The organism is Arenimonas metalli CF5-1, from assembly GCF_000747155.1.
Taxonomy (GTDB): Bacteria; Pseudomonadota; Gammaproteobacteria; order Xanthomonadales; family Xanthomonadaceae; genus Arenimonas; species Arenimonas metalli.
Map to the genome: position 1 here is coordinate 91062 of NZ_AVCK01000001.1, position 8239 is coordinate 99300.

Annotated in this window: 5 protein-coding genes and 1 pseudogene; 3 read left to right on the forward strand and 3 right to left on the reverse strand. The window is 71.2% G+C overall.

All coding sequences use genetic code 11. From position 1 onward, the window contains the following. Positions 1 to 6: 6 nt before the first annotated feature. Both ccmB and ccmA read right to left on the reverse strand, forming a co-directional pair. A complete protein-coding gene (gene ccmB / locus N787_RS00455; RefSeq protein ID WP_034209956.1) occupies positions 7 to 690 on the reverse strand; it encodes a heme exporter protein CcmB in 684 nt (227 codons plus the stop codon). Next, a complete protein-coding gene (gene ccmA / locus N787_RS00460; RefSeq protein WP_034209957.1) occupies positions 687 to 1340 on the reverse strand; it encodes a heme ABC exporter ATP-binding protein CcmA in 654 nt (217 codons plus the stop codon). The genes ccmB and ccmA overlap by 4 nt, the downstream gene beginning before the upstream one ends. A 198-nt stretch (positions 1341 to 1538) precedes the next feature. Here ccmA and N787_RS00465 point away from each other — a divergent pair, with 198 nt between their 5' ends. The 3 genes from N787_RS00465 to N787_RS00475 all read left to right on the forward strand — a co-directional run bounded on the left by N787_RS00465 (position 1539) and on the right by N787_RS00475 (position 7336). Then, the gene (locus N787_RS00465) at positions 1539 to 5219 is read left to right on the forward strand and encodes a S8 family peptidase (RefSeq protein ID WP_084590547.1); all 3681 of its coding nucleotides are present in this window, start codon (positions 1539 to 1541) and stop codon (positions 5217 to 5219) included. A 168-nt stretch (positions 5220 to 5387) separates the two neighbouring features. Further along, on the forward strand, positions 5388 to 6536 hold the full coding sequence (locus tag N787_RS00470; RefSeq protein ID WP_034209959.1) for a pyridoxal phosphate-dependent aminotransferase: 1149 nt from the start codon (positions 5388 to 5390) through the stop codon (positions 6534 to 6536). Positions 6537 to 6538: 2 nt separating this feature from the next. Beyond that, the gene (locus tag N787_RS00475; protein ID WP_034209960.1) at positions 6539 to 7336 is read left to right on the forward strand and encodes an amidohydrolase; all 798 of its coding nucleotides are present in this window, start codon (positions 6539 to 6541) and stop codon (positions 7334 to 7336) included. A 233-nt stretch (positions 7337 to 7569) separates the two neighbouring features. On the opposite strand, the pseudogene N787_RS15090 reads toward N787_RS00475, so the two are convergent. Then, positions 7570 to 8239: pseudogene (locus N787_RS15090) on the reverse strand (hypothetical protein); the annotation flags it as partial.

The following is an 8239-nucleotide window of genomic DNA, read 5'->3' on the forward strand; positions in this document are numbered from 1 at the left end:
ACTTCTTCAGCTCAGGGCGATTCGGACCGCCGCGGCGGCGGCGAGCGGGGCCAGCACGAGGGCCAGGGCCAGTCCGGCCCCCAGCAGCAGCAGGGCGCCGGCCCAGGGAAGACCCTGCGCGGCGGCCATCACGCTGCCTGCCCCGAACACCAGCACGGGCAGGAACAAAGGCAGCGCCAACAGGGCCAAAAGCATACCAGAGCGCCGTATGCCGACCGTCAGCGCCGCGACAACGGCGCCCACCAGGCTCAGCAGCGGCGTGCCCAGCAACAGCGAGGCCATCAACACCGGCAGCAGGTCGCCCGGGAGGTACAGCAGCTGCGCCAGCAGCGGCGTCGCCAGCACCAGGGGCAAGGCGGTCGTGAGCCAGTGCACGCCAACCCGCACCGCGATCAGCCAGGCCAGCGGCACGGGCGCGAGCAGCATCTGCTCGAGGCTGCCGTCGTCGACGTCGCTGCGGTAGAGCGCATCCAGCGTGAGCAGGCCCGACAGCAGCACCGCCACCCACAGCACGCCCGGCGCGATGCGCGCCAGCTGCTGCGGGTCGGCGCCGAGGGCCAGCGGGAACAGCGCCACCACCATCAGGGAGAACAGCAGCGGCTGGGCCGCATCACCGCGCCGGCGCCAGACCAGGCGCAGGTCGCGCAGGGCCTGGGCGCGGCCGGCGGCCAGGAGCGAGGGGCCGCTCATGCCGGCACCCGGGCCGGGCCCAGCGCGAGCGTGCGCACCGGCACCGGCGGGGCGGCGTAGGCGCCGTGGGTGGTCAGCAGGGCAGCGCCGCCGTTGGCGAGGTGCTGCTGGATCAAACGGTTGACCAGGGCGATGCCGTCCAGGTCGAGGTTGGCGTAGGGCTCGTCCAGCAGCCACAGCGGGGCCGGCTGCAGGCGCAGGCGGGCGAGGGCGAGGCGCTTGTTCTGGCCGGCGGAGAGGCGGCGGGCGGGGCTGTCCTCGTGGCCGGCCAGGCCGACGGCCGCGAGCGCGGCCGCGAGGTCGGCGCCGGGGTCGCCGCCCTGCAGGGCGTGGCTGTAGGCCAGGTTTTCCAGCGCGCCCAGGTCGGCCTTGTGCCCGGGCAGGTGTCCGAGATACGCGCTGCCGCGGGCCAAGTGATCGCGGTCCACCGGCCGCCCCTGCAGCTCGACCTCGCCGCCCGAGGCGGGCAGGAGACCGGCCAGCACGCGCAGCAGCGTGGTCTTGCCGGCGCCGTTGCCGCCCAGCACCAGCAGCGCTTCGCCGGGCCCGAGGGTGAAGTCGAGGGGGCCGAACACCGGCTCGTCGTTGCGCGAGAAGCACAGTCCGCGGGCCTGCAGCAGCGGGGACGAGGCGTGCGGGGAGTCGGTCATTGCGCGGGCATTCTACGAGCCGGGGCTGGTGCTGTCCATGATGCAGGTCAGGGCAGCCCCGGTAACCAAACGGCGGCGTGAACAGCGATCCTTCACATAGTTGACCGCGCCCCGGTTTTCCTGCCACCGGATGATTGTGATTGCAATGTGGCTGGGGGAGAATCGGGCGGCTCATTCATCTGCAGGACAGCTAATTCCATGCGCGCCACACCCCTGATGCTCGCGATCGCCCTGGGCCTCGGCCTGCCGGCCGGTTCGCCCGATGCCGCTTCGCCCAAGAATCCCGACGCGCTGCGTGCCGATGCGCTGCAGACCTACATCGTCGTCTTCGACGAGGCCCCGGCCGCGCGCTTCCGCGGCTTCGGCAAGGCCGACGCCGGCCGTCCGTCGCTGGCCGCGACCAGCCCGCTCGCCACCGGCGCGCGCAAGTACGACGCCACCAGCGCCGCGGCGGTCGAATACGTCGACTACCTCGACGACCTCCGCCGCACCCGCCTGAACGACGCGGCGATCGCGCTGATGCGCCCGCTGGAGCCAACCCAGGTCTTCCGCCATGGCCTCAACGGCATGAGCGTCGAGCTCACCGCCGCCGAGGCCAAGCGCATCGCCGGCCTGCCCGGCGTGCGCACCGTGCGCCCGGAGTTCGAGCGCTACCTGATGACCGACCGCGGCCCGGCCTGGATCAAGGCCGACCAGGTCTGGTCCGGTGCCGCCACCGGCGTCGCCAACCGCGGCGAGGGCGTGATCGTCGGCGTCATCGACAGCGGCATCAACCGCACCCACGTGTCCTTCTCGGGCGCGGGCATCACCAATCCGCTGCCGGGCTTCGTCGGCTACTGCGCCTCGGTGCCCTCGGCCTGCAACAGCAAGCTGATCGGCCTCTGGGACTTCACCGGCCCGGCCAATGGCATCGGCGACCCGATCGACGACGACGGCCACGGCACCCATACCGCCTCCACGGCGGTCGGCGCGCCGTTCACCTCCGTGGGCGTCACCTACAGCGGCGTCGCGCCGCGCGCGAACCTGATCGCCTACAAGGCCTGCCCGGGCGATACCTGCACCGGCACGGCCATCCTCGCCTCGATCGACCGCGCCATCGCCGACGGCGTGGACGTCATCAACTACTCCATCGGCAGCGGCCCCTTCGATCCCTGGGCCACGGTCGGGGACGCCAGCGCCGATGACGCGGAATCCTTCCTGGCGGCGCGCGAGGCCGGCATCGTGGTGGCGGCCTCGGCCGGCAACGACGGTCCGGACCCGGGCACGCACGGCAACCCGGCCAACTCGCCCTGGGTGATGGGCGTCGCCGCCGCCACCCACGACCGCTCCGGCGCCGGCGATCGCCTCGCCAGCTTCAGCGGCCGCGGCCCGGTCGTCCCGCTCGGCGTGAACAAGCCCGACATCACCGGCCCGGGCGTCAGCATCCGCGCCGCCGGCACCGCCAGCAACACGTCGGTGGCCACGCTCAGCGGTACCTCGATGTCGTCCCCGCACGTGGCCGGCGCCGCCGCGCTGCTGCGCTCGATCCACCCGAGCCACACGCCCGACGAGGTCATCTCGGCGCTGATGCTCACCGCGCGCCCCTCGGTCACCGAGTTCTCCCTGCCGACCACCCCGCACGATCAGGGTTCGGGCATGGTGGACGTGGCCCTGGCCGCGCGTGCCGGCCTCTACCTCGACGTGCCGCCGGGTGGCTTCAACACCCCGCGCGCCAACCCGTACACGGGCGGCGCCGAGAACATCAACCTGCCCAGCATCGCCCACGGCGCCTGCTTCCGCAGCTGCGTGCTGACCCGCGCCTTCAAGCTGATGCCGGGCGTCGCCCCCGCCAACTACAGCGTGCAGGCCAGCTTCACCGACGCGCCGGGCGCCACCATCACCCCGAGCCTGGGCTCGTTCACCAGCAGCGCCGCTGGCCAGTCGGTCAGCTTCACGGTCAACGTCGACAGCCCGGCCCTGGTGGGCAAGTGGGTCTACGGCAGCGTCACCCTGGTGAACAACGCCGGCGACGGTCGCCCGAACCTGCGCCTGCCGGTGTCGATCTACGTCTCGCCGTTCGCCACCTCGGGCGCCGAGGCGGCGCTGACCACGATCACCCGCAACGTGACGCGCGAGCGCGACTACTTCGACGTCACGCTCAGCGGCCTGGTGCCGATGCCGGAGGCGCGCTTCAGCACCTCCAGCCTGGTGGCGCCGGTCAGCACCACGCAGACCATCGCGGCCGACCCCACCAACGACGATCCCTACGACGCCGGCTCCAACACCTACCTGCGCCTGGTCTCGGTGCCGGCCACGCCGTTCGGCAGCGACCCGATTCAGTACCGCCTCACCGTGACCACCTCGGCGGCGAATCCGGACATCGACCTGTTCGTGGGCCGCGACACCGACCTCAATGGCGCGGGCCGCGTGGCCGAGGAACTCTGCACCTCGCTCACGAGCGGTTCCAACGAGTCCTGCGTGCTGAGCTTCACCTCCCAGCCCAGCGCCAGCCAGTACTGGATCGTGGTGCAGAACTTCAGCGGCCCGGGCACCGGCGTGCGCGTGGATTCGGTGCTGCTGCCGATCTCGGCCTCGAGTGCGTCGGCGATGGTGGCCAGCGGCCCCGGCCGCACCTCGGCCAGCGCGTCCTTCCGCATCCGCGTGGCCTACGACGATCCCAGCCTGGTCAATGGCCAGTCGCGCGAGGGCCTGCTGTTCATCCAGCCCAGCCCGGACGCCACCCCGATCGAAGTGCCGATCCGCATCTCGCGCAGCGGCAGCAGCTTCGAGCCGTTCGCGCTGGCCAACAACGTCGGCCGCGCGGTGACCCTGCCGGCGGGCACCAGCCACGACAAGCTCTACTTCGACGTGCCGCCGAACGTCACCAGCGTCGAGTTCACCACCAGCAACGCCAGCGGCAACGTGGACCTGTACGTGGCGCACGTCGCCTCGCCGACCGGTCCGGCCATCGCCTCGGCGCCGGCCTGGAACGGGCAGGCGATCTACCGCGTCGCCTCGGGCTCGGGCAATGAATCGCTCACCGTCGCGGGCGGCAACCTGCCGCCGGGCCGCTACTACGTGGTGCCCACCAACGGCACCGGCGGCACCGTGTCCGCCACCGTCACCGCGCGCATCCTCACGCAGGGCGTGAAGCCGGCCTTCCTGTCGGGCCAGTACTTCAACCCCGCGCGCGACGGCCACGGCCTGTTCATCGACTTCGCGGGCCCGGCCGGCAACCCCGACCAGTGGATCTCGGTCTGGTACGCCTACCTCGAGGACACCACCCCGACCTGGTACTACTCGCAGGGCGCGACGCCCGGCGCGGACGGCATCTGGAAGGCGGAACTGTTCCGCGTGGTCTGGGACGGCGACAGCACGCACGCGGTGGACGTGGGCGACGTGATCGTGACCCCGACCGGGGCCGAGACCATGACGATGAGCTTCAACCTCGACGGTCGCAGCGGTTCGGAGCCGATGGTCCGCATCGGCGGCGGCACCTGCCCGCAGTTCAACGGCCAGACCCTCGACGTGAGCGGCCACTGGTTCTCGCCGACCCTGTCCGGCTTCGGCTACAGCTACCAGGTCACCGGTGGCGCCAATCCGCAGGAAGTCTTCATCCCCTACGTCTACGACGGCCAGGGTTTCCCGCGCTGGCTGTACGGCCAGAAGAACTACGACGGCAGCGTCGGCAACTTCAACCTGCAGTGGTTCGCCGGCTTCTCGCCGCTGTCCGCCCCGGTGCAGCTGGCCGGCACGGCCGCCGGCACCGGCACCCGCACGCTGGCGACCAACGACGTGACCAACATGTCGGTGAACGCCAACCTGACCGGCGCGCTGTCGGGCAACTGGGTGCAGAACCTCCCGGTCGCGCAGCTGTCGCAGCGCAAGAACTGCCAGTAATCCCGCGGCAGTCCGCGTGAAGCAGGGGCCCCTCGGGGCCCCTGTTTTTTGCCCTGTAGGAGGGACTTCAGTCCCGAAGCTTTTCGCCGAAAGGCTTCGGGACTGAAGTCCCTCCTACAGGTTGCCGCGCGGCATAATGGCGGCCTCACCGAACAGACGCCCTTGCCCATGCACGTGCCCAACAAGCTGCCGAAGGTCGGCACCACCATCTTCACCGTGATGTCCCAGCTGGCGCTGGAGCACCAGGCGGTCAACCTGGGCCAGGGCTTCCCGGATTTCCCGGTGCCGCAGCGGCTGGTGGACGAACTCGCGCGCGCCATGGCCGAGGGCAAGAACCAGTACGCGCCGATGACCGGCATCCCGGCCCTGCGCCAGGCCATCGCCGCCAAGACCGCGCGCTGCTACGGCCGCGCCGTGGACGCCGACGCCGAGGTCACGGTGACCAGCGGCGCCAGCGAAGCGATCTTCAACGCCATCCTGGCCCTGGTCAGCCCGGGCGAGGAAGTGATCGTGCTCGACCCCTGCTACGACTGCTACGAGCCGGCGATCGACCTCGCCGGCGCGATTCCCGTGCACGTACCGCTGGACCCGGTGGATTTCAGCGTCGACTGGCAGCGCGTGCGCGACGCGATCACGCCGCGCACCCGCATGCTGATGGTGAACACGCCGCACAACCCGTCCGGCGCGATGTTCACCGCCGACGACATGGCGGCGCTGGCCGACCTGCTGCGCGGCACCGACATCATCCTGCTCTCGGACGAGGTCTACGAGCACATCATCTTCGACGGCCGCCGGCATGAGTCCGTGCTGCGCTATCCGGAGCTGGCCGAGCGCTCCGTGGTGGTCTCCAGCTTCGGCAAGACCTACCACTGCACCGGCTGGAAGATCGGCTACGCGATCGCGCCGCCGAAGCTCAGCGCCGAGTTCCGCAAGGTGCACCAGTACAACACCTTCTGCAGCTTCGCCCCGGCGCAGTGGGCGTTCGCGGCGATGATCGTGCAGGAGCCGGCGCACTACGACGAGCTCGGCGCCTTCTACCAGGCCAAGCGCGACCGCTTCCGCGAGCAGCTGCTGGGCACGCGCCTGAAGCCGCTGCCGGTGCCGGGCGGCTACTTCCAGCTGGTGGACTACTCGGCGGTGAGCGACTTGCCGGACGCGGAGTTCTGCCGCTGGCTGACGATCGAGAAGGGCGTGGCCGCGATCCCGCTGTCGCCGTTCTACGAAACGCCGCCCGCGGGCCAGCGCCTGGCGCGGCTTTGCTTCGCGAAGGTCGAGTCCACCCTGGACGCCGCGATCGAGCGGCTGGCGAGGATCTGAGCATGCAGGACCTCCGCGTCTCGCTGGTGCAGGGCGACACCGTCTGGCACGACCCGGCGGCGAACCGGGACCGCTACGGCGGGCTGATCGCGCCGCTGGCCGGCCAGACCGACCTGGTGGTGCTGCCGGAGACCTTCACCTCGGGCTTCAGCAACGAGGCGTTGGCCAGTGCGGAAGACATGGACGGCCCGACCGTGCGCTGGATCCGCGAACAAGCCGCGCGCCTCGGCGCGGTCGTCACCGGCAGCGTGCAGCTGCGGGTGGGCGAGGGCGTCTACAACCGCCTGCTCTGGGCCACGCCCGAGGGCGGGCTGGCCTTCTACGACAAGCGCCACCTGTTCCGGATGGCGCGCGAGCACGAGCGCTACGCCGCCGGCCGCGATCGCCTCACGGTGGAGTTGAAGGGGTGGCGGGTCTGCCCGCTGGTCTGCTACGACCTGCGCTTCCCGGTGTTCATCCGCAACCGCTTCGACGTCGAGGCGCCCGGCCGCTTTGACTACGACCTGCTGCTGTTCGTAGCCAACTGGCCGGCCCCGCGCCGCTACGCCTGGCAGACGCTGCTGCGCGCCCGCGCGATCGAGAACCTGAGCTGCGTCGCCGCGGTCAACCGCGCCGGCACCGACGGCAACGGCATCGCCTACGCCGGCGACAGCGTGGCCCTCGACTTCCTGGGCCAGCCGCAGCTCGAATTCGGCGAGGGCGTGCACGTCGGCACCACCACCTTCTCGGCCTCCGCACTCGCCGCCCACCGCGAACGCTTCCCTGCCCACCTCGACGCCGATCGCTTCGAGATCATCTAGCGGGCGGGAAGAGGTTTTTGCCACGGATGAACACGGATAAGAGCCGATAAACACGGATACAGCAAAAGCGACAAAGCGACGAATTCAAAGAGCAAAGAAAAAGGCCAGAGTGGATATCTGTTTCAAACAGATATCCACTCTGGCCTTTCTTCTTCGCCTTCGTTCGCTTTATCCGTGTTTATCGGCTCTTATCCGTGTTCATCCGTGGCAAAAAAACGCCACGGAAATCCGGATCAATCGTCCGAAGGCAAACCCTCGGGGCGCTTCTTGCGGAAGGGCGGGGGGCCGCCGTTGCCGCCCGGGCGCGGGCCGCGGTTGCCGTCGACCGGGCCGCGCGGGCCCTTCTTCGGGCCGCCGTAGGGGCTGGCGCCGGCGGGGGCGTTGCCGCGCGGGCCGGCCGGGCCGCGCGAGTGGCCGTAGGGCGCGTCACCACCCGGCTTCGGGCCGCGCGGACCGCGCGCCGGACCACCGGGACCACCGGGACCGCGTGCCTGGCCGTAGGGCGAGCCGCCCTGCGGACGCGGACCGGCGGGCTTGCCGCCCGGGCGCTGGCCGCGCGGCGGCGCGACCTTGGAGCCGGTTTCCACGCCCTCGGGCACGTACCAGCTGCGGAACGCCGCCGGGTTGTTGTCGTGTGCGTTGGCGTGCGTCGGCTGCGCGTCGCCGCGCGGGCCGCGCGGCTTCTTGTTGAAGCCGCCGCCCGGCGCGCCGGGTGCGCGGTTGCCGAAGCTGTCGTCGCGCGGACCACGCGGGCCACCGGGCGCGCCGCCCGGCTTGCCGCCGAAGGGCTTGGCGCCGAAGGGCTTGGGCGGACGCGCGCCGCGCGGCGCATCGGGGCCCATCGGGCCGGCGAAGGGCTTGCCGCCGCCGGGACCGCGCTTGCCCTTGCCGCCGAACGGCTTG

What these genes read in the sequence shown, in the direction of transcription:
- ccmB (WP_034209956.1), bottom strand. Translation starts at nt 690, where the DNA reads ATGAGCGGCCCCTCGCTCCTGGCCGCCGGCCGCGCCCAGGCCCTGCGC.
- ccmA (WP_034209957.1), bottom strand. Translation starts at nt 1,340, where the DNA reads ATGACCGACTCCCCGCACGCCTCGTCCCCGCTGCTGCAGGCCCGCGGA.
- N787_RS00465 (WP_084590547.1), top strand. Translation starts at nt 1,539, where the DNA reads ATGCGCGCCACACCCCTGATGCTCGCGATCGCCCTGGGCCTCGGCCTG.
- N787_RS00470 (WP_034209959.1), top strand. Translation starts at nt 5,388, where the DNA reads ATGCACGTGCCCAACAAGCTGCCGAAGGTCGGCACCACCATCTTCACC.
- N787_RS00475 (WP_034209960.1), top strand. Translation starts at nt 6,539, where the DNA reads ATGCAGGACCTCCGCGTCTCGCTGGTGCAGGGCGACACCGTCTGGCAC.